The sequence below is a fragment of the Streptomyces sp. NPDC055815 genome, assembly GCF_053616475.1.
This window is the reverse complement of sequence record NZ_JBSHDU010000073.1, coordinates 14,143-40,158: the sequence shown is the minus strand read 5'-3', so window position 1 is coordinate 40,158 and position 26,016 is coordinate 14,143. Positions and strand designations below refer to the sequence as shown.

At 74.1% G+C, this 26,016-nt stretch carries 16 protein-coding genes; 9 read left to right on the top strand and 7 right to left on the bottom strand.

The genetic code is table 11. From position 1 onward, the window contains the following. Positions 1-521: 521 nt before the first annotated feature. From ACWGN5_RS33090 to ACWGN5_RS33080, 3 genes are all read left to right on the top strand, one after another. Positions 522-1,373: a GNAT family N-acetyltransferase gene (locus tag ACWGN5_RS33090; protein WP_453522114.1), complete on the top strand. Its 852-nt coding sequence runs from the start codon at positions 522-524 to the stop codon at positions 1,371-1,373. A gap of 464 nt (positions 1,374-1,837) precedes the next feature. Next, positions 1,838-3,535 (top strand): S8 family serine peptidase, encoded by a 1,698-nt coding sequence (locus ACWGN5_RS33085; RefSeq protein ID WP_453522115.1) that lies wholly within the window; start codon positions 1,838-1,840, stop codon positions 3,533-3,535. Positions 3,536-3,761: 226 nt separating this feature from the next. Beyond that, complete coding sequence (locus tag ACWGN5_RS33080) at positions 3,762-6,761, top strand: AAA family ATPase (protein WP_453522113.1); 3,000 nt, start codon at positions 3,762-3,764, stop codon at positions 6,759-6,761. 177 nt (positions 6,762-6,938) lie between these two features. On the opposite strand, the gene rox is transcribed toward ACWGN5_RS33080, so the two are convergent. Both rox and ACWGN5_RS33070 read right to left on the bottom strand, forming a co-directional pair. After that, on the bottom strand, positions 6,939-8,366 hold the full coding sequence (gene rox, locus ACWGN5_RS33075) for a rifampin monooxygenase (protein WP_453522112.1): 1,428 nt from the start codon (positions 8,364-8,366) through the stop codon (positions 6,939-6,941). Between the two features lie 177 nt (positions 8,367-8,543). Then, positions 8,544-9,353 (bottom strand): caspase family protein, encoded by an 810-nt coding sequence (locus tag ACWGN5_RS33070; protein ID WP_453522111.1) that lies wholly within the window; start codon positions 9,351-9,353, stop codon positions 8,544-8,546. Between the two features lie 172 nt (positions 9,354-9,525). Between ACWGN5_RS33070 and ACWGN5_RS33065 the strand changes: the two genes are divergently transcribed. The 3 genes from ACWGN5_RS33065 to ACWGN5_RS33055 all read left to right on the top strand — a co-directional run bounded on the left by ACWGN5_RS33065 (position 9,526) and on the right by ACWGN5_RS33055 (position 17,026). Continuing rightward, on the top strand, positions 9,526-10,416 hold the full coding sequence (locus tag ACWGN5_RS33065) for a DNA/RNA non-specific endonuclease (RefSeq protein ID WP_453522110.1): 891 nt from the start codon (positions 9,526-9,528) through the stop codon (positions 10,414-10,416). Positions 10,417-10,585: 169 nt separating this feature from the next. Beyond that, a complete protein-coding gene (locus ACWGN5_RS33060) occupies positions 10,586-15,946 on the top strand; it encodes a trypsin-like peptidase domain-containing protein (protein WP_453522109.1) in 5,361 nt (1,786 codons plus the stop codon). 6 nt (positions 15,947-15,952) lie between these two features. After that, positions 15,953-17,026, top strand: coding sequence for a trypsin-like serine peptidase (locus tag ACWGN5_RS33055; protein WP_453522108.1), 1,074 nt, complete (start codon positions 15,953-15,955; stop codon positions 17,024-17,026). Between the two features lie 7 nt (positions 17,027-17,033). Here ACWGN5_RS33055 and ACWGN5_RS33050 read toward each other — a convergent pair whose 3' ends face one another. Continuing rightward, positions 17,034-17,684: a maltokinase N-terminal cap-like domain-containing protein gene (locus ACWGN5_RS33050; protein WP_453522107.1), complete on the bottom strand. Its 651-nt coding sequence runs from the start codon at positions 17,682-17,684 to the stop codon at positions 17,034-17,036. A 178-nt stretch (positions 17,685-17,862) separates the two neighbouring features. Between ACWGN5_RS33050 and ACWGN5_RS33045 the strand changes: the two genes are divergently transcribed. Both ACWGN5_RS33045 and ACWGN5_RS33040 read left to right on the top strand, forming a co-directional pair. Next, positions 17,863-18,327: a GreA/GreB family elongation factor gene (locus ACWGN5_RS33045; RefSeq protein ID WP_453522106.1), complete on the top strand. Its 465-nt coding sequence runs from the start codon at positions 17,863-17,865 to the stop codon at positions 18,325-18,327. 4 nt (positions 18,328-18,331) lie between these two features. After that, entirely contained in the window at positions 18,332-19,150 is an 819-nt protein-coding gene (locus tag ACWGN5_RS33040; RefSeq protein WP_453522105.1) for a hypothetical protein, read from the top strand. Between the two features lie 4 nt (positions 19,151-19,154). On the opposite strand, the gene ACWGN5_RS33035 is transcribed toward ACWGN5_RS33040, so the two are convergent. From ACWGN5_RS33035 to ACWGN5_RS33025, 3 genes are read right to left on the bottom strand one after another with little or no spacing between them, the layout of a single operon-like run. Further along, positions 19,155-19,793, bottom strand: a complete 639-nt coding sequence (locus ACWGN5_RS33035; protein ID WP_453522104.1) for a DUF1345 domain-containing protein — start codon at positions 19,791-19,793, stop codon at positions 19,155-19,157. Positions 19,794-19,796: 3 nt separating this feature from the next. After that, positions 19,797-20,612: a family 1 encapsulin nanocompartment shell protein gene (locus ACWGN5_RS33030; protein WP_453522103.1), complete on the bottom strand. Its 816-nt coding sequence runs from the start codon at positions 20,610-20,612 to the stop codon at positions 19,797-19,799. Beyond that, positions 20,609-21,598 (bottom strand): Dyp-type peroxidase, encoded by a 990-nt coding sequence (locus ACWGN5_RS33025; protein ID WP_453522102.1) that lies wholly within the window; start codon positions 21,596-21,598, stop codon positions 20,609-20,611. Before ACWGN5_RS33025 ends, ACWGN5_RS33030 begins: the two co-directional genes overlap by 4 nt. Before the next feature lie 194 nt (positions 21,599-21,792). Here ACWGN5_RS33025 and ACWGN5_RS33020 point away from each other — a divergent pair, with 194 nt between their 5' ends. After that, positions 21,793-24,114, top strand: coding sequence for an FdhF/YdeP family oxidoreductase (locus tag ACWGN5_RS33020; RefSeq protein WP_453522101.1), 2,322 nt, complete (start codon positions 21,793-21,795; stop codon positions 24,112-24,114). A gap of 7 nt (positions 24,115-24,121) precedes the next feature. Here ACWGN5_RS33020 and ACWGN5_RS33015 read toward each other — a convergent pair whose 3' ends face one another. Next, a complete protein-coding gene (locus ACWGN5_RS33015) occupies positions 24,122-25,885 on the bottom strand; it encodes an FUSC family protein (protein ID WP_453522100.1) in 1,764 nt (587 codons plus the stop codon). Positions 25,886-26,016: the final 131 nt, after the last annotated feature.

Here is a 26,016-nt window from a genome sequence, read left to right as displayed (position 1 = left end):
GGTGCGGGTCCAGGCGCGGAACGCGGAGGCGCCGCTGGGCGCGCCGTCCCGTGTGCCCACCCGTCCCGCCCCAGCGGGACGATTGCCCACACGGGCGCGGACCTGGGCGCCGCCCAGCACGGGCGCGGGCGCCACACGGGCGGTGGGCGACGTCCACCTGGGTGCGGGCCCACACGGGCGCGGACCTGGGCGCCGCCCAGCACGGGCGCGGGCGCCACACGGGCGGTGGGCGACGTCCACCTGGGTGCGGGCCCACACGGGGGCGGGCCTGGGCACCGCCCAGCACGGGCGCGGGCCCACACGGCCGCCCGGCGCCGCCCCGCACGCGCGCGGGCTCACGCGAAGCCCGGCGCCGCCCCGCACGCGCGCGGGCTCACGCGAAGCCCGGCGCCGCCCAGCGCACGCGCGGGTCCGTGCGAGCGGTCGGCGGCCGGAATCGGTCGGCGGAGGCGGCGGCACCGCACCCCCGGCGTTATGCTCGGCGCGCTTTGCCCCGGTTCCGACCGCCCGAAGGACACCCCATGGCCTCCCTCTCCGTCGAGTCCGCCACCCCCCACGAGTGGGCGCTCGTGCGGTCCTGGGCCGCCGCGGAGGGATGGAATCCGGGGCTTTCCGACATTCCGGCGTTCTTCGCCCAGGACCCCTCCGGTTTCTTCCTCGGCCGGGTCGGCGGGGAGCCGGTCTCCGCCATCTCCGTCGTCACCTACGACGCCGACTACGCCTTCCTCGGCTTCTACCTCGTCCGCCCCGAACTCCGCGGTCTCGGATACGGCCTGGCCACCTGGCAGGCCGCCCTCGCCCACGCGGGCAGCCGGTCCGTCGGGCTCGACGGGGTGCCGGCGCAGCAGGACGCCTACCGGCGCTCCGGCTTCGCGACGGCGTACCGCACCGCGCGGTACGTGGGCGAGGTCCCGGCCCCCGACCGCCCGGTGGCCGGCCTGGTCGCCGCCGAGCGCGTCGACCGGGCCGCCCTCTCCGCGTACGACAACCGCTGCCACCACGCCGACCGGCCCCGGTTCCTGGACACCTGGCTCAGCACGCCCGGCCATCGGGCGCTGGCCCGGGTCGTCGACGGTCGTCTGACCGGGTTCGGGGTGGTTCGTCCCGCCGAGGACGAGGCGCGTGTGGGGCCGCTGTTCGCGGACACCCCGGCCGACGCGGCCGCCCTCCTCGACGGGCTCGCCGCCGAGGCGCGGGAGTTCGGCGCGGACCGGATCGCGGTCGACATGCCGGAGGCGAACCCCGCGGCGGCCCGGCTGGCCCAGGAGCGCGGTCTGGAGCCGACGTTCGAGACGGCCAGGATGTACACGGGCCCGGTCCGGCCGGTGGCCCGCGAGCGCGTGTTCGGCGTCACCACCCTCGAACTCGGCTGATCAGCCGCCCCCGTACGGCCTCGTGGCGGGCACCCTCCCCGGACCCCCGCCACCCCTTGAGGGGTGACAAGGGTTTTCCCCGTATCGGGTTCACCCCCCCGTTCCCTACTGTCCTCCGCACCGGCAGATATCATCCCCTGAGCGCACCCTGACAGGTGCATGCGGAGGGTGCTGTCCGCCGGTGGCGGCCTTGACCCGGGCCGTCGCGCCGGTGGCGGCGCACGGGCCCCCCAAGCCCAGGGAACGGCGGACGCGACCCCACTTCGCTCCGTGCGTCCCGCGCCGCCGCCACTGCTCCGCAGTTACGTCGTACTCGAAAGGGCCACACCTTGAACGGTTCCAGGCGGAGAGTCATATCCGTGGTCGCGAGCGCCGCGATCCTCGGTGCCGCTGCCATGACTTCCGGGGCGTTCGCCGCCGCCCCGGTCGCAGCCACCCCGAAGCCGGGTCCGGCTTCGCAGGCGATGCGGGCGCTTCCCAGCGCCCCCGTCGAGAAGGTGATCGTCACCTACAAGACCCGGACGGCCGAGGCCGGTTCCAACACCGCCGCGAAGAGCGACACGGCGGAGAAGGCCGCGCAGACGGGCGAGAAGCTCTCCTTCGAGCGCCGCCTCGCCGGCGGTGCCGCCCTGGTGAACCTGGGCGGCCAGGCCACCAAGCAGGACGTGACCGAGGTCATGGACGCCTTCCGCGCCGACCCGGCCGTCGCCTCGGTCGAGCCCGACATCCGCGCCTACGCGATGGCTGTCACCCCGGACGACACCGACTACGCCAAGCAGTGGGACCTCTTCGAGCCCACCGGTGGCATGAACGTTCCTGCAGCCTGGGACAAGACGACCGGTTCCGGCGTCACCGTCGCCGTCATCGACACCGGCTACGCCGCCCACTCGGACCTGGCGTCCAACGTCATCGCGGGTTACGACTTCATCTCGGACTCCGCCGACGCCCGCGACGGCAACGGCCGCGACGCCGACTCGAAGGACGAGGGCGACTGGAACGCCACCGCCGGCGAGTGCGGCACCGGCTCCACCGCCTCCAACTCCTCCTGGCACGGCACCCACGTGGCCGGCACCATCGCCGCGACCACCAACAACACCAAGGGCATCGCGGGCATCGCGTACAACGCGAAGATCCAGCCCGTGCGCGTGCTCGGCAAGTGCGGCGGCTCGTCCTCCGACATCGCCGACGCGATCACCTGGGCCTCCGGCGGCACCGTGCCGGGCATCCCGGCCAACGCGACCCCGGCCAAGGTCATCAACCTGAGCCTGGGCGGCGCCAGCTCCACCTGCCCGAGCGTCTACCAGACCGCGATCAACGGCGCCGTCTCGCGCGGCACCACCGTCGTCGTCGCCGCGGGCAACAGCAACGCCAACGCCTCCGGCTTCACCCCGGCCAACTGCTCCAACGTCATCACCGTGGCGTCGACCAACCGCGCCGGCTCCCGCTCGTACTACTCCAACTACGGCACGATCGTGGACGTGGCCGCCCCCGGTGGCGAGACCCGCAACGCCACGGACACGCCCGGCACCGTCACCACCCCCGAGAACGCGATCTACTCCACGCTGAACTCGGGTCTCACGGTCCAGTCGACGGAGACGTACAAGCCCTACCAGGGCACCTCGATGGCGGCGCCGCACATCGCCGGCCTCGCCGCCCTGCTGAAGTCGGCCAAGAGCACCCTCACCCCGGCCGACATCGAGTCCGCGATCAAGAACAACGCCCGCCCGCTGCCCGGCACCTGCACCGGCGGCTGCGGCACCGGCATCGCCGACACGGCGAAGGCCGTGGACGCGGTCCTCAACACCACCCCGCCGACCGGCACCGTCTTCACCAACGCGACGAACGTCACGATCTCCGACAACACCACCGTGTCGTCCTCGATCGCCGTCACCGGCCGCACGGGCAACGCCCCCGCCACCCTCAAGGTCGGCGTGGACATCAAGCACACCTGGCGCGGGGACCTGGTCATCGACCTGGTCGCCCCCGACGGCACGGTGCGCAACCTGAAGGCCTCCTCTTCCTCGGACAGCGCCGACAACGTCCTCGCGACGTACACGGTCGACGCGTCGAGCGAGGTCGCCAACGGCACCTGGAAGCTCCAGGTCCGCGATGTGGCCTCGGGTGACACCGGCTACATCGACTCGTGGAGCCTCACCTTCTGACGCACCACCGCACCACCTCTGAACCACCCCCCACATCAGCATCATTGCTGGTCAGCGACGCGCCCGTGGTCTACACCACTGGCGCGTCCTGGCGTTGGGGCCGTGCCCGCCCGCCAGGCCCTTTGTCCGAATGCCGGACAAGGGGCCTGGACTGTGCCGGTGGGCTCCGTATCCTCTGCGCACGGGGTCCATGGGCCGGGCCCCGAGGGGCCGGAGGTGGTGGACAGTGACGACAGCTCCACAGAGCCCTGCCCCGGTGGGCCGCGAGGAACTCCTCACCCGGCTCGAACGGGCCCTCCACACGCGGGGCCGCGCCCTGCTCACCGGACCCGCCGGCGTCGGCAAGACCGAGGTCGCCCTCGCCGAGGCGGCCCGTGCCGAGGCGCGCGGCGAGACCGTGCTGTGGCTCGCGACCCTGCCGTCCGACCGTGAGATACCCGGGGCCGCCGCCGCGGCGCTCGTGGCCTCGGTGGCGGCGACCGTGACCTGGCCCGGCCTCGGCACCGGCCGGCCCGTCCCCGGACCGGCCGCGGCGCACCCGCCCGGGCAGTCCCCCGCCGGCCCGGCCGGCTCCGGCGGGCCCGCGTCCGGCGCACTCGACGCCGACGCCCTCGCCTCGGGCGTGCTCTCCTCCGGAGTCCTCGACTCGGGGGTGCTCGCCTCCGGCGTCTTCGACCAGCTGCCCGGACCCCAGCGCACCGCCGTCGCCATGCTCTGCCGCGAGGCGCCGATCGACGCGGGCGGCTGGGACCCGATCGCGCTGCGCCTCGGCATCGCCCGGATCCTGCGCGCCCTGACCTGCCGCGGCCCCGTCCTGCTCGTCGTCGACGGGGTGCAGCACGTCGACGCGGACAGCGCGGACCTGCTCCGGTTCGCCCTCCATCTGGCCCCGCCCGCGCTGCGGGTGGTGGCCGTGGAGACCCCCGAGCCGTACGCCGAGGCCCACGCGCCGTACCGCGAGAGCCACCGCCACGAGGACCCGCACGCCGCGCACCTCTGGGTGCCCTCGGAGGCGGACGTGCTGCGCGTCCCGCCGCTGCACGCCGACGAGATCGCCGAACTGCTCATCCACCACCGGCTGCCCTCCCGGATGGCCGGCCGCATCCACCGCGCGAGCGGCGGCAATCCGCGGCTCGCGCTCGCCGTGGGCCGCTCGCTCGCCGACGCGCGGACCCCCGTGCACCACGCCGAGGCGCTGACGCTCTCCGGGCGCGCCCGCGACCTCGCCCGCCAGCTCCTGGGCGCCGCGCCCCCCGCCGTACGCGAGACGCTGCTGCTCGCCGCGCTCGCGCTGCGCCCCTCGGCCACCCTGGTGCGCCGGGCCGGGCGGCCGACCGCGGAGGCGGACCTGGCGGCGGCCGAGCGGGCCGATCTGGTGTCGCTGTCCGAGGACGGCTCGGTGACGTTCACCGCCGGACTGCTGCCCTCCACCCTGGTGCACGACGCCTGTTGGGCGGAGCGGAGCGCCGGGCACGCGGCGCTCGCGGAGGTCGTGGACGACCCCGTCGAGGCCGTACGGCACCGGGCGCTGGCCACCGAGCGGCCGGACGAGGAGCTGGCCGCCGAGGTCGCGGCCGCCGCGGATCTGGCCCGGCGGCGCGGGAACAGCGCGCTCGCCGCGGAACTGGCCCTGCTCGCCGCCGAGTCGACGCCCGGCCGGCACGGCACGCGGCGGATCGCGCGGCTCGTGGACGCGGCCGAGGAGGCCGCCCGGGCGGCCCGCGCGGACCTCGCGATGCGGGCCGCGACGGATCTCCTCGCCCGGGACGCGGTGCCGTCCGACCGGGTCAGGGCGCGGCTCGCCGTGCTCGACACCGCCGGTCAGGGGCTCACCGGGCTCGACGAGATGTACGTCCACGCCATGGAGGACTCCGAGGGGGACACCGCCCTGCGGGCCGCCGTGCAGCTGCGGCTCGCCGTCAAGTACGTGCTCGCGGACGGCGATCCGGAGCGCTCGCGCACGGCCGCGGTCGAATCGGCGGCGCTGGCCGCCTCGATGGGCGATCCCCGGCTCGCGGCGCAGGCCCTGACGGTGCAGGCGCGGATGGAGCGTGCCCTCGGCTCTCCGGACGCCGAGACCGTACTCGGCCAGGCCCGTGCCCTGGAGCGGGCCGAGCGCCCGCTCGGGATCCGCAACGCCGCCCAGATCCTGACGATCCGCCACGCCCTCTTCGACGACCGGCTGGACGACGCGCGGGACGAGCTGAACGCGCTGCTCCCCCTGGTGCAGCGGCGCGGCTCGGTGGAGGACACCATCGAGCTGTTCTCCACCCTGGCCGCGGTCGAGTCCCGCAGGGGCGCCTGCGCGGCCGCCCTCGCGCACGCCGGGCAGGCCCTCGCGCTCACCCTGGAGGCGGGGCTCTCCCCCGGCCCCGCCTGGTACACCCTGGCGCTCGCGGAGACCGCGGGCGGCAGCTTCGCGCGGGCGGCGAGCTATGCCCGCCGCAGTGTGCAGGCCTCGGAGGAGGAGGGCGACCGCGTCTTCCTCTCCCGCAGCCGGTACGCGCTCGGCCGCGTCCAGCTGATCACCGGCGACGTCGCCGCCGCCCTGGAGACGCTGCGGCGGGTCCAGGCCGACGAGCGCGCCCAGTCGACGGTGGACCCGTCGATGCTGCGCTGGCACGAGGAGCTGGCCGAGGCGCTGCTCGCGCACGACGCGGGCGACGAGGCCCTGGCGGTCCTCGCGGAGGTGCGGCCGGTGGCGGAGCGGCTCGGCCGGTCCACGGTCCTGCTGGGCTGCGACCGGGCGTACGCCCTGTGCCTGGCCGCGGAGGGCAGGACCGACGAGGCGGCCGAGCTGCTCACCCGTACGGCCGAGAGCTTCGGGCGGGCCGGGCTGCCCCTGGAGCAGGGGCGGGCGCTGATCGCCCTGGCGCGGGTGGAGCGGCGCCGCCGGCGCCGGTCGGCGGCGCAGGGCGCCCTGCACGAGGCGGCGTCGGTCTTCGAGCGCGCCGGGGCGGCCCCGTGGCTGGCCCTGGCGAGCGAGACGCCGGCGGGCGAGGCCACCGGACCCGGCTCGGGCGGCGAGGAGTCGGTGCCCGCGCTGTCCTCCCTCACGGAGGCGGAGCTGCGGCTCGCCCGGCTGGTGGGGCAGGGCGCGAGCAACCAGGAGGCGGCGGCGAAGCTGTATCTGAGCGTGAAGACGGTGGAGGCGCGGCTGACCCGCATCTACCAGAAGCTCGACGTCCGCTCCCGCGCCCAACTGGCGACGGCGTTGCGGCCGTAGGTCCACGGTGTACGCCGCACCCGCCCGCAGGCGCCCCGGCACCCGCACGACCGCCCCACCCGACCGGCCCCCGACGCCCCACCACCACCCCGAGGCCCGCCCCACGGCAGGTCCGTGCCGGGGCCCGAGGGGCGGGGTCCTGAGCACCGGATCCCGCCCGTCGGGTCACCGCAGGGCTCAGGCCTTCGCGGCGCCGAACCACTCCGTCAGGCGGGCGGCGAGCTCCACCTGGTCCTCGCCGACCCAGACGACGTGGCCGTCCGGCCGCATCAGCACGGCGGGCGCGTCGAGTTCCTCGCCGGCGTCGACGACGTGGTCGACCCGGTCCGCCCAGCCCTCCGCCGAGAGCCGGCCCGTCCGGTCGAGCAGCAGGCCCCGGCCGCCGTGCGTCAGCTCGTACAGGCGCCCCTGCTTCAGCGTCAGGTCCCGCAGCCGCCGGCCGAGGAGTTCATGGCCCTCGCCGAGGTCGTAGCGGACGTCGACCGCGGTGATCATGCCGGTGATGTACCGGTTCACCTCCTCGAAGTCCATCAGCTTCGAGAACAGTTCCCGCAGCGCGGTCGCCCCGGGGTCGGCGCCGAGGAGGGTCATCTGCGCGCGGGTGTTCTCCACGACGCGGGCACCGACCGGGTGGCGTTCGGCCTCGTAGGTGTCGAGCAGGCCCTCCGGCGCCCAGCCGGCGACCGCGGCGGCCAGCTTCCAGCCGAGGTTGAACGCGTCCTGGATGCCGAGGTTGAGGCCCTGGCCGCCGGTCGGCGGGTGGATGTGCGCGGCGTCGCCGGCCAGGAACACCCGGCCGACCCGGTAGCGCTCGGCCTGCCGGGTGGCGTCGCCGAAGCGGGACAGCCAGCGCGGCGAGTGCACCCCGAAGTCGGTGCCGGCGAAGGCCTTCAGCTGGGTCTTGAAGTCGTCGAGGGTCGGCGGGGTCGTGCGGTCCTCGGCCACCCCGTCGGCGGGCACGATGACGCGGCACGCGCCGTCCCCGAGGGGCTTGAGACCGAACCGCAGCTGGGTCTTCTGCACCTCCGCGGTGACGGCGGCGATCGTCTCCGGGTCCGCGGTCACCTCCATGTCGCCGAGGAGCGTCTCCACCGTGGCGGGCTCGCCGGGGAAGCCGACGCCGAGCAGCTTGCGGACCGTGCTGCGTCCGCCGTCGCACGCGGCGAGGTAGCGCGAGCGCAGCTCGGTGCCGTCCGCGAGCGTGACGGTCACCCCGTCCTCGTCCTGGTCGATCCCGACCACCTCGCTCCCGCGCCGGATGTCGGTGCCGAGTTCGAGCGCGTGCTCGTTGAGCAGCCGCTCGGTGACGGGCTGCGGCGTGGCGAGGCCGTACGGGTGGGCCGTGTCGAGCTGCTCGGGCCATGCCTTCATCACGCCGCCGAAGAGGCCGCCGACCGAGAACGGCTCGCTGACCGCCCGGAAGCGCTCCAGGAGGCCCCGCTGGTCCATCATCTCCACGCTGCGCGCGTGCAGGCCCTGTCCCCGGGACTCCTTGGTCGGCTCGGTCAGCTTCTCGAGGACGACCACCCCCACGTCGTGCAGGCGCAGTTCGCTCGCGAGCATCAGGCCGGTCGGTCCGCCGCCGACCACGATCACGTCAATCATCAGTACGCCCCGTATTTCCGCAGTTCAAAGCTTCGAGCCGCGATTGTGCAGGACGAAGGGGGCCTTGCCGCAAGGCCCCCTGTGCGCTATATCTTGAGAGTGGCAAGGAGAGGTCGTCCCTCCTTGCCTTTCTGTTTTCCGGGACGCCTTTCTCTTTTCCCGGGACCGGTGCCCGTCTCAGACGGTGAACGGCTTCTGGGCCAGGAAGTCCGGGGCGGGGGTGCCGGTCAGGTAGAGGTTCGGGCTCTGGGTCGGGGGCAGCAGGCGCTGGATGGCCCGGTGGAAGGTGCGGTAGTCGCCGCGGAAGGCGCCCTCGTCCCACACCCGGAGCAGGGCCCCGGTGAAGGCGCCGTTGACGGCGCCGTCGGCGGCGACCTGGTTGTCCTGGCAGGCCGAGACGAGGAGTGCGTCCGGGGCTGTCCCGTCGGCGGGGGCTTCCTTCGCCAGGGTCCGCTGGAGTTCTTCGAGGAAGGGCCGGTCGCGCTCGTAGAGCCGTTGCTGCCACGGCTCCGGCATGTAGCGGCCGGTGGTCTCCTCCGCGGCGCCGCCGGGCAGTTCGATGCTGCTGCCGCTGTGGCAGCAGTCGAAGACGGCGACGATCCGTACGTCGTCGGCGAAGGCGCGGAACACCTCCTGGACCTCGTCGTCGAGGAACTGCCGGTCGTAGAGGACGAGGGTCTCGTCGAGCGCGTCCGGCTCGTCGTCGGAGCCCGTGACGTCGGGGACCTGACCGCCGTGGCCCGAATAGGTGAAGAGCAGGATGTCGCCGGGGACCAGCCGGGCGGCGGCCTCGTGGAGCACGGAGGTGATGTTGGCGACCGTGCCGTCGGGGGTGAGCAGGGTGGTGGCCTCGAATCCGACGGACCTGGCGAGCCGCGCCATGTCGTGGGCGTCGTTCTCGCAGGCGTTCAGGGTGCCGTCCCAGCCCTCGTACCGGGCGGGGTCGACGGCGTTCAGTCCGACGTGCAGGGAGAGTCCGGTGGCCATGGGGTGCCTCCTCGTGCGGAGCGCAGGGATGCCGGGACGGGGGATGCCGGGGCGGGGGCGACGGCGGGGACGCCGGGGGCGGATGCCCGGGGCGGGGGTGCCGGGGGCGGCTGATCGAGTGGCCTGCGGTCCGACGCCGAGCGCGACCCTCTCCACGCGGTACTTACATCGTATGAACCCTTCCGACGCGCCGCTCCCTCCCGGCCGGGCGCCCGCCGAACGCCTGGCCGCCCTCGCCGACCGCACCGGCTACGACGAGGCCTTCCTCGGCCCCGTCGTCCCGCTCGCGCTCCCGGTCCGGGACACGATCGAGACGGTGATCCTGCCGTACACCCACTTCACCGTGGTCTTCCGGCCCGACCGGCGGCTCGCCGCCTCCACCGCGGTCTGCATCGAGGGCGCGCAGCTCCTGGAGGACGTGCCCCGCGAGGACGTCTGGGAGTACGACCCCCGGCTGCCCAAGGAGCAGCAGGCCGGCGACGACGTCTACCGGAACAACAGCCTCGACCGGGGGCATCTGGTCCGCCGGCTCGACCCCGTCTGGGGCGCCTCGGCCGTGGCGTCCCTGGCCAATACGGACACCTTCCACTTCACCAACGCCGCTCCCCAGGCGGACGTCTTCAACCAGGGCAAGCAGCTCTGGCAGGGCCTGGAGAACTATCTGCTCGACCACGCCGCCGAGTACGACCGGAAGCTGACCGTCCTCACCGGCCCGGTGCTCCAGGACTCCGACCCGCCGTACCGCGGGGTGCAGGTGCCGCTGCGGTTCTGGAAGGTGGCCGCCTTCGTCCAGGACGGGGCACTCGCCTCCGCCGCGTACGTCCTGGACCAGAGCCCCGACCTGAGCCGGGACGCGGAGCGGGCGCTGGCGGGAGCGAAGGCCGGGGCGCCGCCGCCGCTCGGCCCGTTCCGCACGTACCAGGTGCCCGTCTCGGACGTCGCGGAGATCACCGAGCTGGAGTTCGGGCCGCTGCCGGACGTGGACGTGATGCCGCCGACCCGTGCGCCGGAGGACCGCTGGCGGCGCCTGGAGTCGTACGAGGACATCGTGCTGCACCCCTGACGCGGACGGGACCCGGGGCAGCGATTGCGACGGTTCCCGGCCGGTGAAACGATGAAGGGGATCAGCCAGTTCGTCTGGCCTCGACCGGTGACGTCCGGTCACGACTGATCTCGTCAGGTCCGGCGCCGGAGCGACCGGCGCTGCGCGAAGAGCGCCGGGCAGGTGCGGTATGCCGCTCACCGAGACGGAGTGGGGCCTCGTCGCCAGTTGGGTGCGGGACCACCTCCTCGACTCCCCCGACCCGCGGGCGCGGCTGCTCCGCGCCGGCCTGCCGGCCGGATTCGTCGAGGACCTGCCGCTCACCCCGGACCCCCGGCGGAACGCCCTGCTCGTCGTCGAGGCGGCCCGCCGCGACATCGCCCACCAGCGGCGGCTGCTCTCCGTGCTCGCGGGTCTCGACGCGCTGGCCGCGATCGACGACCCGCACGCCTTCGAGCAGGGCGCCGAGGCCCGGAACCTGCTGACCCGGCTGCGGGACGACGAGCAGCTGCGCCGCTCCCCGCGGGATCCGTTCGACAGCACGCTCCTGAAGCACGGCACGGAGGTCTTCCTGAACCGGCGCGAGCTGCGCCGCAAGCTCCGGGAGTTCCTCGCCGACCCGGAGCAGACGGTGCTCGTCGTCGACGGGCCCCCGGACAGCGGGCGGTCCTACACGTACGAGCTGATCCGCCACCTCGGCCAGCACTGCGACTTCCGTCCGGTCCGCGTCACGCTCTCCCGCACGTCCACGGCGGCACGCCTGATGGAGAGGCTCTCGGCCTTCGTGACGGGGCCGGAGGCCGACCGGGTCCCGCTGGATCCCACCCGGTTGAACGATCCACTGCCCTCCTTCGAGGACGCCGCGCACCGGATCGTCGCCCGCGCCACCGCCGCCGAGCAGCGCTTCTGGCTGGTCCTCGACGACTGCGACCGGCTCGATCCGCACTCGGACGTGTGGGACTGCATCGGCGTCCTCGCGCGGGCGATCTACGAACACACCCCGGTACGGGCCGACACCGTGCCGCGTCTGGTGCTGCTCGGCTACGCGACGACGATGCGGCAGCTCCCGTACGAGATCCGGAAGAACGAGTGCCGCGACACGACCCGTGTCGCCGACGAGAACGATCTCCGGGAGTTCTTCGCGGAGTTCTTCACCGACACGGCTGCGGACCGGGACGAGTCGGCCGTCCGCGAGCTCACGGAGACGGCCGTGGCGGAGGTGCTGCGGGCCGTCGACTCGCCGGACGGCGAGGACAGTTACATGCGGCGGCTGTGCACGGCCGTGGAGGACGTCGTACGGCTCCACCGGGCGCTCCCGCCGACGTCGCCGCCGCCGGGCGAGGCGGGTCACGTGCTGCGGGACGCCCTGCGCACCAGCCTCGCCGCCCCCGCCGCCGCGCTGCCCGATCTGCGCAGGTCCTACCGCGAGGCCGCGTGCCTGCTCCAGGAGTTCGACCCCGCGCGGCTGCGGCTCCCGGGCGAGGAGCGGGCCACCGGGCGGGCCGTCCTGGAGCTCGTCGACGACTGCACGGCCCTGCCGGCCCCCGGGGCCACCGTCTGGACGCTCAAGCCGGAGATCCGGGACGCGGCCCTGGCGGGCCTGGACGGACCGGACGCCGCGCTGCGCGTCCTCCGGACCAACATCGGCCTCCGCCCCGAGGGCCCGGGGCCGGAGCGCACGGCACTGGCCCTGCTGACCGGCGCCGGCCTGCCCCCCGTGGGGTCCGGCCCGCCTGCGGAGGGCGCGGGACCGACGGGCCCCGGCCCGAACGCCCGCGACGAGGTCCAGGTGCTCTCCGACTCGCTCCAGGCCACGCTCTGGCTGAGCCGCGTCCCGGGCGTGACCGGGCTGCCCGACGTCGACGACGTGCAGCACCGCCTGGAGCGGGCCCGGCTGCTCCAGCCGATGCGCCGGCTCGTCCAGGGGACGTTCCACGGCCGCACCGCCGAGCTCGACTCCCTGCACGCCTATGTCGCGCTGCCCGAGGAGCCGGCGGAGCCGCCGGTCCTGCTGCACGGCGTCGGCGGCATCGGCAAGAGCACCCTGCTCGCCAAGTTCCTCGTCGACGCGCTCGCCGCCGCCGGCCCCACCGGATTCCCCTTCGCCTACATCGACTTCGCGCGTCCGACGCTCTCCGTCCACGAACCGGCCACGGTGCTCGCGGAGATGGCCCGGCAGCTCGGCGTCCAGCATCCGCCGCACCGCGCCGCCTTCGAGGAGCTGGCGGACGAGTGCGAGCGGACGGCGGCGCTCCAGCGCGGCGAACGCAACGAGCTCGACGACCTGTACCAGCTGGCCGGCACCCGGACGACGCTCGGCCGCGACATCTCCTCCGACTTCCACGCCCGGGCCAGCGCCCGCGAGCAGGAACTCGCCCACCGGGCCGCGTCCCTGGTCGCCGAGGCGGTCCGCCCGGCGCCGGGCGAACCGTCGCCGCCGCTGGTCGTGGTGGTCGACTCCTTCGAGGAGGCCCAGTACCGGGGCTCGCCCGTCATCGCCCGGATGTGGGCCGTCTGGACGGCCCTGCGGGCGGCCTACTCGCGCCTGCGGTTCATCGTCTCCGGGCGGGCCCCGATCGACCACCCGGCCCGGATCCTGACCCCGCGCACGATGGAGCTGACCGAGCTGGACCACGAGGCCTCCGTGGACCTGCTGATGTCCTCCGGGGTGACGGACGAGCCGCTCGCCGAGGACCTCGTCGACCGGATCGGCGGACATCCGCTGAGCCTCAAGCTCGCGGCCCGGACCGCCGTCGCGCTGGGCGCCGACTCGCCGTCCCTCGGCGAGCTGCTGCGCGGACTGCCCTCCCGGCGCCGGTACTTCGACCGGCAGGTCGACCAGATGCTGATCCAGGGCACACTGTACGACCGACTGCTCAAGCACATCGCGGAGGAGGACGTCCGGGCCCTCGTGCAGGCGGGTCTCGCCCTCCGCTTCATCACCCCCGACCTGATCCGGGAGGTCCTGGCCGGGCCCGCGGGGCTGACCGTCGAGACCCCCGGCGAGGCCCGGCGGCTCTACGGGCTGCTCACCTCCCGGGTCGACCTGATGGAGTCGGCGGGACCCGAGGCCATCCGGCACCGGACGGATCTGCGGGCCATCATGCTGCGCCTCTCGGACAGCGCCCGGACCGATCTGATGCGGGCCGTGGACCGGCGGGCCGTCGCCTACTACGCGGAGCGCGAGGGGCCCAGGGAGCGCGCCGAGGAGATCTACCACCGGCTCCGGCTCGGCGAGAACCCCCGTACGGTGGAGGCCCGTTGGGATCAGGAGGCCGCGCCCTACCTGGGCGGGTCGACGCACCGCGAGATGTCGCACCGCTCGGCGGCGTTCCTCCTCGGCCGGATCGGCGGGCACGTGCCCGACCAGATCATGACCGAGGCCGACCAGGAGGACTGGGAGCGGATCGCCGCCCGCGAGGTCGAGGACCTGCTCACCCAGGGGTACGTGGAGGCCGCCGCGCAGCGCCTCGAGGGGCGCCGGCCGTGGACGCCGTGCAGCAGGCTGCACGCGCTGCTCGCCGAGACGCTCGCCCGCTCGGGGCGCTCGGCGGAGGCCCGCGAGGGCGCCGAGCGGGCGGTGGACCGGGCGGAGGAGGCGGGCTGCGCGGAGACCCAGCTCGAACTGCTCCAGCTGTCGGCGCGGCTGGCCCAGGACGCGGGCGAGTTCGCGGCGGCGGACCGGGACCTCCAGGAGGCGGAGGACATCGCCGCGGGTCTCGGGCTGCGCTTCGAGTCGCTGGGCGTGCTCGTCGCCCGCTCGCGGCTGGCGGCGCTCGCGGACGGCGACGCGGCGCCCACGGAGAAGCGGCTCGCCCGGACCCTGCGCGGGATGCCGGACGCGGACCTGGCCCGGCAGCCCTCCCTGGCGCGTACGGCGGCGGCCACGGCGTACCGGGCGGACCCGAGGCTCCTGGAGCACACGCTGCGGCTCGTGGGGCTCCCGGCGGACGAGGACGCGGTGGTCGCCGAGCTGGCCCGCTGGATCGACACCACGCTCACCGACGAGCCCGGTCTGCTCGTGCCGCTGACCCGGATCCTGGAGTCCGCCGCCGGCCGGGAGCCCTCTCCCGGTCCCGGCCGTCCGGACCTGGAGCGGATCGAGCGGGACCTGCGGGAGGCGCGGCGGCGCGGCACCCTGGACAGCGTGGCCCGGCAGGCGCTGACGCTCCGGGACGGCAGCGGTGACCTGCTGCTCGGGGTGGCCTCCGCGATGGACGCGAGCCCGCCCCCGCGCAGCACCGCGCCGTACGCACCCGGCCCTTACGCACCCGCCCCCTACGCGCCCGCCCCGCCCGGAACCGTCCCGGTCGGACGCGGCCCCGAGCAGGGACCCCGCACCGGCCTGTGGACGCGCCCGCCGCCGAACGCCGCCGGGGCCGCGCTCCGCAAGGTGCCGTTCCTGCCGCAGGAGGAGCTGGTCCGGGTCCGCAACGCCGCGCTGCAGGCGGGGCTCGCCGACCGGGCCCTGCGCCCCGCCCTGCTCAGGGGCATCCCGGACTACTTCACGGCCACCCTCGAACCGCTGGACGACCCCCTGGAGCAGGCGCACACCGACCTCAACGCGATGAACCAGGTGGAGCGGCTCCTCGACGGTCTGGTGCCGCTGGAGATCTGGCTGCACAACGCGATCGAGCAGACCCACGAGCAGGGCCCGCGGGCCGTCCTCCAGGGCGCGCTGGACGCCGTGGCCCGCGCGATCACCGGCGAGGCGGAGCTCCCGGCGGAGATGATGCCCGGGGAGATGAAGGAGGAGATCGTCCTCCAGGACGACACCGTGCCGTACGAGTTCCTGCACGGCGGCATCCGGGCCGGCTCGTCCGTGGCGCTGCTGCGGATCCCGCCGTACGAGTCGGGGGCGCCGCTGCTTCCCTCGTATCCGCACGGCGGCACCGGCTGGATGATCGCCCCGGGGCTGCTGATCACCAACCACCACGTGGTGATGGCCCGTTCGTGGGAGTCGGGGGTCCGGCCGTACGTGAGCGACGAGGACCTGCGGCTCCAGGCGCTCATGTCGCGCTCCCGCTTCGACTTCGTCGAGAACGCGGAGGCCGCGCCGGAGGCCACGGCGGGCGAGCTCGCGGCCTGGGACGCGGAACTCGACTACGCGATCGTGCGGCTCGCCGCCGGCCAGGAGGAGCGCCCCACGCTCCGGGTCGCCACCCGGCCGCTGCTCGTCCGGGAGCGGCAGCGGGTCCCGGTCAACATCATCCAGCATCCGGGCGGGCTGCCGAAGCGGGTCGCCCTGCGCAACAACCTGGTCTACCGGGCGGACGAGCACGACATCCTGTACTTCACCGACACCCGGGGCGGTTCCTCCGGCTCCCCGGTCTGCCTGGACGACTGGACGGTCGTGGGGCTGCACCGGGGGACGCGGAAGGTGGACGAGGTCGAGTTCCAGGGCGCCCGGACGAAGTTCGTGAACGTGGGCACCCAGATGAGCGGCATCCTGGCCCATCTCAGGGAGTCCCGGCCGGAGTTGTACGAGGAGATCACGGCGGCCCAGTCCGGGCGGCCGGCCCGGGGGGAAGCGAACGCGAAGCCGAGGTGAACGACCATGCCGAACGGAGCACGGAGCGTGTCGCCGGTGGCGACCGGCACCGAGCGGATCTTCGACGATCTGCGGGAGGTCGCCGCGCGGGTGCGCGCGGAACTGGAGGCGGAGATCGCCGAGTCCGCGCTCGAACTCCCCGCCGACGTGGCACCGGCGGCCGAGATCTCCCGCTTCGCCCGCGAGGAGCGGGCCCGCGTCCTGGAGGCCGGGGTCACCGGCCTGGAGAAACTGGCCGCGCACCGGGAGGACGAGCTCGACGGGGACGAGACCTTCGGCGTGGAGGCGATCGTCCTCCTGGAGGGCCGGCCGGCGATCCTGGTCCAGCGCCAGGACTTCGCCCCGCAGCGGGACGAGTGGTCGGTCCTTGAGCCGCAGCGGCCCGCGATCCGGGACTCGATCCTGAGGGTGGGCCGGGTCGAGGTCACCGGGCATCCCAGTCTGGACTGGATCGGCACGGCGTTCCTGGTGGGTCCCCGCACGGTGATGACGAACCGCCATGTGGCGGCGGAGTTCAGCCGGTTCGAGGGCGAGCGCTGGTCCCTGGAGTTCGGGATGTCGGCGCGGGTCGACCCGGCGGAGGAGCTGCCCGTCGAGGGCGAGCCGCCCGGGCCCTCGGTGCCGTACGAGATCACCGACGTCATCGGCATCCACCCGGACGTCGACATGGCGCTGCTCCGCGTCGAGCCCTCGACGGAGGACGGTCTGCCGACGCCGCTCGCCGTGGCGGCGGACGGGCCGGCGGACCTGCTGGGCCGCCCGGTGTACGTGATCGGCTACCCGGCCTGGGACGGCCGGCGCAACGAGCCCGAGTCGATGCGCCGGATCTTCATGGACGTCTACAACGTGAAGCGCCTCCAGCCGGGCACGGCGACCGAGTTCACTCCGGGCGGTCTGGTGATGAAGCACGACTGCTCGACGCTCGGCGGCAACAGCGGCTCCCCGGTGTTCGACCTCGCCGACCACCGGGTCCTCGGGCTGCACTTCGGCGGCCGCTACCGCACGGGAAACTTCGCCGTCCCGCTGTGGGAGCTGGTGGACGACCCGCTGCTCGCGAAGGCGGAGGTCAACTGGGTCTGAGCGATCCCTACTCGGCGAGGGCCACGGCGTACGCGCCGCGGGCGGTGGTCCCGTCGGGGAGGCGCCACTCGGCCGTGACGCGGCCGCGGCCCGGTCCGCCGTCCGCACCGGCCCGCAGGACGCGCCGGATCCGGAGCGTCAGCGGTGCGGCCGCGCCGGTCTCCCGCACCTCCACGTCGGTGTGGTCGGGGCCCTCCGTGACCCGGACGAACTCCGCGCCGGTCCCGGCGGCGTCGAGGGAGGCGGCGACGGTCGGGTCGGTCGTGTTGTCGACGGACTGGGCCTGGGCCTCGGCGCGGCCGGTGAGCAGGGCGTACAACTCGGCGACGAGCACCGGGTCGTGGGTGCCGTCGTAGATCCAGCGCGTGCCGAGGACGCCGTGCTCGGAGGTGCCGATGAGGGCGTGCTCCGCGCTTTCCAGGGGCGCGCCCCGGTAGGTCATGGGGACCAGGTAGGTGACCGCGTCCGGCCCGGAGCCGTCGGCGACCGCCATGAACTCGATGCCGACCTCGCCCGCGGGGTCGTCGAGCCGGAAGCCGCCCGCCTTGGCCGGGCTCGGCGCGTCGGCTCCGCCGGTGTACCAGGCGCGGCCGGGCAGCCACTCGGTGAGCAGTTCCATCTTGGTGGGCTGCATCGTGGTGTGGTGGATGACGGCCATCGTGCGCATCTCCCTCTCTGACCTGGGGCGGAGAACCCCGGGGTGAAGCCCTGGGACGAATCCCGGGTGGCAAAGAACCGCAACCTAACAGACGTTCCCCCACCTGCCTGTTAATCTCCGGATTGTCCTGAATGATCCCCCGGCACGCGTCCGTGCCGCCGCAGAATCGGGAGCAGCAATGACCGGTGGACCCGAGCCCCTCAGCGCCGTCGCCCGTGAGGCGCTGGAACGCGAGCTCGCCGATCTGCGCACCGAACGCGAGGCCGTCGCGGTCACGCTGCGGGGCGGCGGTGGCGACGAGGTCGGCGACCGGGCCGACCAGGCCGACGAGTTGCAGCGCGCCGACGAGCTGGACCGGCTCGCCACCCGCATCGACGAGATCGAGGGGCGGCTGAAGGAAGGATCGGTCGCGGGGGCGCCGTCCACCGACGCGGTCGGGGTGGGCAGCAGCGTGACCGTGCGGTTCGCGGACGGCAGCGAGTCGACCGTCCAGATCGGCGAGCTCGCGAACGCCCTGGACGCCACCCTGGTCACCGCCGACAGCCCGCTCGGCAAGGCCCTGCTCGGCCACCGGGCCGGCGACACCGTCACGTACGACACACCCGAGGGCCGGACAACCGCGGTCGTGGTCTCCCTCGGCTGACGGCGTGCCGGAGACCGCCTCCCCCGCTCTGGCCCAGATCCGGGAGGCCGACCGGAAGGGCGGCCCCGGGCACACCGTCCTGGTCGCGCTGGCCGTCGCGGTGCCGGTCACGAAGCTGGCCTACACGGTCGGCGGCGGCGACGCCGTCCGCGACGTCCTCGTCGGCATGGAGCCGGCGAACTGGCCGGACATCCTGATCGGCATGGTGATCACGGACCCGCTCCTCGGGTCGGTGCTCGGCGTCGTCGTCTCCCGGGTGGTCTTCGCCGTGTTCGCCGCGCGCGGCGCGGTCCCCCTCGGGGGCGGGCCGGCGCGGGCCGTCCGGCGGGCGGCGCTCACGCTCGTCAACCCGGTCGCCGTGGGCGTCATCGACGCCTGCTTCTTCGGGCCGTGGTGGGGCCTCGCCACCGGGCTCGCCGCCTTCGTGCTGCGGCAGGGCGTGGTCGTGGAGTACCGCACGGGACGGCGCCGGCCGCACCACCGGCACGAGCAGGACCGGGGGGCACCCGGTGAGCCCGACTACCGGCCGCCGTCCTGGCTGCGGAGGGCCGCCGCGGTGGAGCAGTGGGTGGCGCTGTCGCTGACGGTGCTCGTGCTGCCGTTCCTGGCGTTCGTGTCGGCGGTCGACGGGCAGGCATGGACGGGGATCGTCGCGTGCGAGGTCACGGACGGCAAGCGGACCGAGAACGACCGGCTGATCGAGCTGAGCCGCAAGGGCGACGGCGTGGTCGGCTGGAACCTGGACTCCGAGCAGATCTCCAACGGCCTCGGCTGCACCGCCGAGGAGAGCCGCTACGTGCGCGAACCGTGGTGGCGGAGCTGACGGGTCAGCCGCCTGTGACGATCCCGGAGACCAGGTTGATGGTGGTGGCCAGGATGCTCGCCCCGAAGACGTACGAGAGCAGGCAGTGCCGCAGGACGACCGAGCGGACGACGGGGCTGGAGACGTTCGTGTCGGAGACCTGGTAGGTCATGCCGAGGTTGAAGCTGAAGTAGAGGAAGTCGCTGTACTTCGGCGGGGCCTGGGAGTTGAAGTCGATCCCGCCGCCGGGCTTCAACGCGTAGTAGAGGTACGCGTACCGGGTGGCGTACGTGAGGTGCAGCGCCGCCCACGCCATGAAGACGCCGCAGAGCGCCGTCGCGGCCGCCGCGTGGCTGAGGTCGGTGTGGCCGACCAGGAGGAGCACGACGATGGCGACGAGCCCGCACAGGGAGGCCGCCACGACGAGGAGCTCCTCGACCAGGGGCCGGAACTCCTCCCGCCGGACGTTCCGATGGGTCGTGGCGGCATCCATGGGCCACAGGGCGATCCAGCCGCTGAGGACGAAGAGGGTCTCGGCCGTGGCGATGCCGGCGAGGACACCCAGCGGCGTGTCGGTCACGGCGGCGACGCCGGCGCCGGTCGCCGCGCCGACGAGCGCCGACGCGGCCAGCCGGGGCACGGCGCCGGACAGCCACCGGAGCACGGCTCAGGCCTCCAGGACGACGACGGCCTCGTCCGTGTAGGCCAGGAACGTCAGGGTCTCCTGGAGGTACAGCTCGACGCTGTCCGCGTCGTGCGAGGTGTAGCCGATCGCCACGTCCTGGCCGAGGCGCAGTTCGAAGTCGCCGCCCCGGGTGGAGAGGACGAAGCCGCCGTCGAGGGCGGGCGCCCAGATCGGGGAGCCGTCGAGCATCCGGGCGAGGTGGGCCGCGATCGGGTAGCCGTGGTCGGAGGTCTCGCTGACGGCCCGGTACTGCTCGGCGCCGAGCAGCAGGGCGTACGGTCCGTCGACTCCGGCGAGCCGCAGGGCGGTGAGGGCCCGGCTGACCGCGTCCGGATAGTCGCGGGGTTCGGTCGGCAGCCGCAGGACCGGGTTGGAGCTGCGGCCGCGCAGCCCTTCGACGCCGGCGGCCTCGTACCCCTCGAAGACCATGCGGTCCTCGATGAGCGCCAGGGCGCGGGCCGCGTCCTTGACGGGCTGCCAGTCGGAGTCCTTCGAGCCGCGCTCGACGTCGTCGACGGCGGTCCGGTCGACGGTGAAGGGCACCCTGAGTTCGACGAGGGGCCGCGCCTCGCGCAGCCGCGCGGTGACGCCGGGCGCGGGCGACGTCAGGCCGGAGAGGTGGCCGGTGCCGACGGCGGAGAGCTCGGGGCCGGCCGGGTCGGGGACGTCGACGACGCGGCGGCCCGCGACGTTGCGGCGGAAGGTGCGGCGGGCCTCCTCCTCGATCTCGGCCCACGCGGCGGCGGTGATCGGGGCGAGTTCGCGGTGGAGGTTGCTGGTGGACTCGGGGGCGGTCATGGGGCGAGGGCTCCTTTCAGGCTGCCGATGCCCAGGGTCTCCCCGGGGGCCGCGGCGGCCGGCGGGGCGGGGAGGTCGTCGAGGAGGTCGGCGCTCGGCACGAAGAAGAGGCCGCCGGTCACGGCCCGGGAGAAGTCGAGGATGCGGTCCGTGGTGCCGGGGGGATCGCCGAGGAACATGTTGCGGAGCATGCGTTCGGTGACGGCGGGGGTCCGTGCGTAGCCGATGAAGTAGGTGCCGAACTCGGCGGTGCCGATCCGCCCGAAGGGCATGTTCGCGCGGAAGATCTGCTGCTGGACACCGTTCTCGTCGGTGATCGTGTTCAGGGTGACGTGCGAGTCCGCGGGCTTGGCGTCGTCGGACAGTTCGATGTTCGACCCCTTGCCGCGCCCGATGACGTGCTCCTGCTGCTCGACGGTGAGCGCGTCCCAGGCCGCCATGTCGTGCACGTACTTCTGCACGAGGACATAGCTGCCGCCGCGGAAGTGCGGGTCCTCGTCGCCGATGTGGACCGCGTCGGCGGCCGTCACGCCCTCGGGGTTCTCGCTGCCGTCGACGAATCCGAGCAGGTCGCGGTCGTCGAAGTACGCGAAGCCGTGCACCTCGTCGACAACGGTCACCGCGCTGCCGAGGGCGGCCACGATGTGCCGGGCCAGTTCGAAGCAGAGGTCCAGGCGCCGGGCCCGCAGATGGAAGAGCAGGTCGCCGGGGGTGGCCGGGGCGCGGTGCCGGGGGCCCTGCAGGGGCGTGAAGGGGTGCAGCTCGTGGGGGCGGGGGCCGCCGACGAGCCGGTCCCATGCCTCGGAGCCGATGCCGGCGACGCAGGTGAGGTGCGCGTCGGGGGCGCGGAACGCCACCGAGCGGGTCAGTCCCGTCAGGTCCTGGAGCGCCTCCCGCACCGCGGTCTCGCCGCCCGGGTTGACGGTGGCCACCAGGAAGACGGCCGCGCGCGAGGGCGGTGCGACGACGGACTGGGGTACGGCCATGGTGCTCCCAGGAGAAATCGGCACATATGGATCACAGGGACAGCGTCAGCGTAGGTGCGCGTGATCCGGGACGCAGCCCGGCGCAGGCCGTCCGACGGCGAGTGGCACGCGTCCGGCACCGGGCTTAGCCTGCCCGAGGGGGTCCTTTTGTCCCACCATGCCCATGCGTCCGCAGGGCGAGAGGGTGAAGCGCCTTGAGCACCGACCAGGACGAGACGACCGCCGAGGACGCACGCGAACCCCGGGTGGGCCCGACCCCCGAGGGCGACCCGGAATTCCGCCCGTACCACCACCCGGCCGCGGGCTGGGGCGCCGCGAAGAGCGTGACGAACTTCCTCGTGCGCGAGGGCGCGCTCGTCGACGGACCGCGCGCGATCATGCGGATGAACCACGAGAACACCGGCTTCGACTGTCCCGGCTGCGCCTGGCCCGACGACACCAAGGGCCTCCACCTGGACATCTGCGAGAACGGCATCAAGCACGTCACCTGGGAGATGACCCGCAAGCGGGTCGGGCGCGAGTTCTTCGCCGCCCACTCGCTGACCGAGCTGGCGGGATGGAGCGACTACGACCTGGAGAACGAGGGCCGACTCACCGAACCGATGGTCTACGACCCGGAGTCGGACCACTACGTGCCGATCAGCTGGAAGGACGCCTTCGCGCTCGTCGGCCGGACCCTGCGCGGCCTCGACGACCCGAACCGGGCCGCGTTCTACACCTCCGGCCGGCTCGGCAACGAGGCCACGTTCCTCTACCAGTTGATGGCCCGCGAGCTGGGCACGAACAACCTGCCCGACTGCTCCAACATGTGCCACGAGGCCAGCGGCCGCGCCCTCCAGGCCTCCCTGGGCACCGGCAAGGGCACCGTCGACCTGCAGGACTGGGAGACCGCGGACGCGCTGTTCATCTTCGGCGTCAACGCCGCGTCGAACGCGCCCCGGATGCTCACCGCCCTCGCCGAGGCCCACCACCGCGGCGCCCAGATCGTGCACGTCAACCCGCTCGTCGAGGCCGCCGCCACCCGCACCATCGTCCCGCACGACTTCACGGACATGGCCCTCTTCAAGACGACGAAGACCAGCACCCTGAACCTCCAGCCGCGCATCGGCGGCGACATGGCGCTCGTACGGGGCATGGCCAAGGCGGTCCTGGAGCAGTCGGCGACCGACCCGAAGGCCCTGGACCGGGAGTTCATCGAGCGGCACACCTCCGGCTTCGAGGAGTACCGCGCCCTGGTCGAGGCCACGCCCTGGGCGGAGCTCGAACGGCAGTCCGGGCTGAGCCGCGCCGACATCCTCAAGGCCGCCCGCGTGTACGGGGAGGCCGACCGCTCCATCATCAGCTGGTGTCTCGGCATCACCCAGCACGAGCACGGCGTCGACACCGTACGGGAGATCGTCAACCTGCTGCTGCTCCGCGGCAACCTCGGCCGGGAGGGCGCGGGCCCCTCCCCCGTACGCGGCCACAGCAACGTCCAGGGCAACCGCACCTGCGGCATCGACCACCGCCCCAGCGCGGAGTTCCTCGACCGGCTCGCCGAGGTCTGCGCGATCGAACCGCCCCGCGCGCACGGCAAGGACACCGTCGCGAGCATCAAGGCCATGCACGACGGCGAGATCACCGTCTTCGTCGGCATGGGCGGCAACTTCGCCCTCGCGGCCCCCGACACCCCGTACACCTACGCGGCGCTGCGCACCTGCGAGCTCACCGTCCAGGTCAGCACCAAGCTGAACCGCAGCCACGTCGTACACGGCCGGCAGGCGCTCATCCTGCCCTGCCTCGGCCGGACCGAGAAGGACCACCAGCGCAGGGGCGTCCAGAGCACCTCCGTCGAGGACTCGATGAGCATGGTGCACCTGTCGATCGGCATGAAGAAGCCCGCCTCGCCGCACCTGCTCTCCGAGCCGGCGATCGTCGCCGGCATGGCGCGCGCCGCGCTGCCCGACAGCGCCACCCCCTGGGAGTGGTACGTCGAGGACTACGACCGCATCCGGGACACCATGGCCCGGGCGCTCGACGGCTTCGAGGACTTCAACCGGCGCGTACGGCTGCCGCTCGGCTTCCGCATCAAGCAGCCCGCCCGCGAACTGGTCTTCCTCACCCCGTCCGGGCGCGCCGAGTTCTCCAGCGCCGAACTGCCCGACGTGGTGCCCGCCCCCGGCACCCTGGCCCTCGGCACCATGCGCTCCCACGACCAGTGGAACACCACCATCTACTCCGACAACGACCGCTACCGGGGCATCAAGAACTGCCGCACCCTTGTCTTCATGAACCGGGCGGACATGCGCGAGCGCGGCATCGCCGACATGGGACCCGTCGACATCACGAGCACCGCGAAGGACGGCAGCCGGCGCCATCTGAAGGGCTACCTCGCCGTGCCGTACGACATCCCGCGCGGCTGCGCCGCCGGGTACATGCCGGAGATGAACGTGCTGTGCGCCCTGGGCGACTACAGCACCCAGAGCGACCAGCCGATCATGAAGCACGTCAAGGTGACGATCGAGACCGCCTCCTGACGACGAGTCACCCCCGGCGGACGAGCCGGTCCAGGAGGAGGTAGGCGCGCCGCTCCGCGGCGGCGAGCTCGGTGGGGTCGATCTCCGCCGGCCACAGCTCGCCCGCCGCGGCGTCGTCCGCCTCCCGCAGCTCCACCGCGGCCGCCGCCAGCCGCGTCTGGACGAGCGGGAACGACCCCACGGCCCCCTCCTCCAGGGCCCGTTCGGCCTGCTCCGAGGCCGCCGCGCAGGCGGTGAGCGCGCGCTCCGCCCGTACCGCCGCCCGGTCGTGGACCACCATCAGCGCGCAGCCGAGCGCGACGCCGACGCCGAGCAGGCTGCTCAGCGCACGGTCCTGGACGAGCGCCCCGGCGGGCGCGGGCGCGGCCAGGTCGGTCAGGAGCAGGGCCAGCGGGGTGAGGAAGACGACGCCGAGACCGTAGTTCCGGGCGACGACGTACTCCAGGAGGAACTCGAACAGCACGATCACGAGGACGAGCGCCACCGGCTCGGGGCCGAGCGCGAGGACGCCGAGGGCGAGCAGGAGGCCCGCGACCGTGCCCAGGGTGCGCTGGACGGCCCGCTGGGCGGCCGTGCGGACGTTGACGGAGTGGAGGACGGCGGCGGCGGAGATCGCCGCCCAGTAGCCGTGCCCGAGACCGAGGAGGAGGGCCGTCCCGCCCGCGATGCCGGTGCCGAGGACCATCCGCAGGGCGGGCACGAGGAGGACGGCCGCGCGGCCGTGGGCCGGTCCCGACACCAGGGCCGCGGCCCGGAGTTCGGCGGCGCGCAGGGTGGTCGGCGCCTCCGGGTGCGTCCCGGTGGCCCCCGGGCGGGCGAGCACGCCGGCCTGGGCGATCAGGACGGGCAGCGCGAGCTCGGGCAGCAGGCGCGGGGGCCGCCGGCGGCGGCCGAGGAGCAGCCGGACCTGGCGGCGCAGCGTACGGGCCAGGCCGGTGGGGTCGTCGGGCTCCCGGCGGGCCGAGCCGACGAGCAGCGCCCAGGAGAGGTCGGTGAGGCGGACGCAGGTGTCGCCCCGGCCGGCCCGGTCCGCGCCCGACGGCGGCAGGACGCCGAGCGTGCGGTACGCCTGGAGGACGGCGGCGGTCGTCCGGTGGCGCCCCGGCCCGGCGCCCTGTCCGGCGCCGCTCGCGTCCCACAGATCGGCGAGTTCGCGCAGGGCGGCGGCGACGGCGAGCCGTTGCGGGCGGTCCGGGTGCACGAGCCGGCCGGCCAGGGCGAGGACCCAGGCGACGGCCGCGCCGCACGCGGCGAGACCGGCCTGCGGCAGGACGTCGGCGGGGGCCGAGGCGCCGTTGGCCGCCACCGCGAAGGAGAACAGCAGCAGCACCGCGCCGAGCCCGCCGAGCCGGGCCGCGTCGCAGGCGAACTTGGCGAGACCGGCCACCAGGGCCGTGGCCACGACCGTCACGGCGGCGCCCGCTCCCCCCTCCCGGGGCTGGGCCCAGGCGGCGAGCGCCGCGCCGCAGCCCACGCACGCCGTCATCGCCACGGCGACGACGGCGAGCACCCGGGCACGGCGGGCGTACGGCAGGTTGCGGCCGAACGTGGTGGTGAAGGAGCCCAGCATCGTGGAGACGGCCTGGTCGGCATGGCCGGCGAGCGCAAGGGGCAGCGCGGGCAGCGCCATGGCGAGCGCGGCCCGCACGGCGAAGGAGAAGGCGCCGTCCACCTTCTGCAGGGCGAGCGCACCCCTCGGGGACAGCGCGCGCCCCAGACGGGCGGCGCCGCGCCGCGGTCCGTCCGACGGGCGCCGACGACGGGAATTCATGACCCGATCACCCTCCGCGAATTCCATTCGGAAGTCAAAGAAGCATTTCCGAAAAGACGGGCGATAGATCGCGCCTATCAGGTCATCGAAAACATCTCTTTGACTTCGCTCCGGAACGGGCCGAATCTGCT

What these genes read in the sequence shown, in the direction of transcription:
- ACWGN5_RS33090 (WP_453522114.1), top strand. Translation starts at nt 522, where the DNA reads ATGGCCTCCCTCTCCGTCGAGTCCGCCACCCCCCACGAGTGGGCGCTC.
- ACWGN5_RS33085 (WP_453522115.1), top strand. Translation starts at nt 1,838, where the DNA reads ATGCGGGCGCTTCCCAGCGCCCCCGTCGAGAAGGTGATCGTCACCTAC.
- rox (WP_453522112.1), bottom strand. Translation starts at nt 8,366, where the DNA reads ATGATTGACGTGATCGTGGTCGGCGGCGGACCGACCGGCCTGATGCTC.
- ACWGN5_RS33070 (WP_453522111.1), bottom strand. Translation starts at nt 9,353, where the DNA reads ATGGCCACCGGACTCTCCCTGCACGTCGGACTGAACGCCGTCGACCCC.
- ACWGN5_RS33065 (WP_453522110.1), top strand. Translation starts at nt 9,526, where the DNA reads ATGAACCCTTCCGACGCGCCGCTCCCTCCCGGCCGGGCGCCCGCCGAA.
- ACWGN5_RS33060 (WP_453522109.1), top strand. Translation starts at nt 10,586, where the DNA reads ATGCCGCTCACCGAGACGGAGTGGGGCCTCGTCGCCAGTTGGGTGCGG.
- ACWGN5_RS33055 (WP_453522108.1), top strand. Translation starts at nt 15,953, where the DNA reads ATGCCGAACGGAGCACGGAGCGTGTCGCCGGTGGCGACCGGCACCGAG.
- ACWGN5_RS33050 (WP_453522107.1), bottom strand. Translation starts at nt 17,684, where the DNA reads ATGGCCGTCATCCACCACACCACGATGCAGCCCACCAAGATGGAACTG.
- ACWGN5_RS33045 (WP_453522106.1), top strand. Translation starts at nt 17,863, where the DNA reads ATGACCGGTGGACCCGAGCCCCTCAGCGCCGTCGCCCGTGAGGCGCTG.
- ACWGN5_RS33030 (WP_453522103.1), bottom strand. Translation starts at nt 20,612, where the DNA reads ATGACCGCCCCCGAGTCCACCAGCAACCTCCACCGCGAACTCGCCCCG.
- ACWGN5_RS33025 (WP_453522102.1), bottom strand. Translation starts at nt 21,598, where the DNA reads ATGGCCGTACCCCAGTCCGTCGTCGCACCGCCCTCGCGCGCGGCCGTC.
- ACWGN5_RS33015 (WP_453522100.1), bottom strand. Translation starts at nt 25,885, where the DNA reads ATGAATTCCCGTCGTCGGCGCCCGTCGGACGGACCGCGGCGCGGCGCC.